Annotated in this window: 2 protein-coding genes; both read left to right on the top strand. The window is 81.5% G+C overall.

What is annotated here, in order from left to right:
- On the top strand, window positions 1–409 hold a 409-nt coding region (locus PYV61_RS25875; protein WP_345785291.1), incomplete at its 5' end, for a DUF4440 domain-containing protein.
- Window positions 406–825, top strand: a complete 420-nt coding sequence (locus tag PYV61_RS25870; RefSeq protein ID WP_275836768.1) for a DUF5990 family protein — start codon at window positions 406–408, stop codon at window positions 823–825. The genes PYV61_RS25875 and PYV61_RS25870, both read left to right, overlap by 4 nt.
- Window positions 826–947: the final 122 nt, after the last annotated feature.

Raw genomic sequence — 947 nt, 5'->3', positions numbered from 1 at the left:
CCACGCGCCGGCGCCGGCCGGCGCGCTCCCGTCGGTGCCGCTCCCGGCGGCGCTCGACCGCGTGCTGCGCGACTACGAGCGCCACTGGCGCGCTGGCGACGCCGCCGCGCTGGCGGCGCTGTGCGCCGAGGACGGCTTCGTGCTGCAGGGCGGGAAGGCGCCGGTGCGCGGGCGCGACGCGATCCGCGCCGCCGACGCCGGCGCCGCCGGCGGGCCGCTGCGGCTGCGCGCCCTCGCCCACGCGACCGCCGACACCACGGGGTACGTCGTCGGCGCCTACGGCTACGGCGACGCGCCGGGGGACGTCGGCAAGTTCACGCTCACGCTGCGCCGCGCGCGCGGCGGCCCGTGGCTCATCTTCTCCGACATGGACAACGCCAGCGCGCCGCCGCGGCGCCCGCCGTCGTGATCCTCCTGCGCCTCGTCGTGCGCGACCCGGTGCCGGGCGTCGCGCTGGCCGTGCAGCGCGGGCGCGACGCGCTCGTCCCGCCGGCGCGCGCCGACGCCGACGCGACGACGTTCGAGCTGCGCCTCGCCGTGCGCGCGCGGCGCGACGCCACGCGCGAGCCGTGGGGGCCCGAGGTGCAGGGGCCGCCGGACCGGCGCTTCGTCTACGTCAACGTCGGCACCTACGCCGGCCAGCCCGGCACGCCCTGGTCGCGCCGCGCCAAGGTGCCGCTGGCCGGCATCACCGACGCGCTGCGCGACGCCGCCGAGCGCCCCGGCGCGGCGCTCGACGCGGCGATCGCGGGGCGCGGGCGCGACGGCACGCCGGCGTGCGCGTCGGTGCCGCTGCTCGACGGCTGGCGCGTCGTCGACGCGTGAGGCGCGCCGTGCGGCGCACGCCGTGAGGCGGCGCGCGGCGTTCGCCGCCCTCGCGCTCGCCACGACCGCCGTCGGGCTGGCGGTGCACACGCGCGCCGACTTCCTCGGCGCCGCCGCGCGCG

This window comes from Roseisolibacter sp. H3M3-2 (assembly GCF_029211165.1).
Lineage (GTDB): Bacteria > Gemmatimonadota > Gemmatimonadetes > Gemmatimonadales > Gemmatimonadaceae > Roseisolibacter.
The sequence above is the reverse complement of the archived record's forward strand: the minus strand, read 5'-3'. Positions and strand labels throughout refer to the sequence as shown.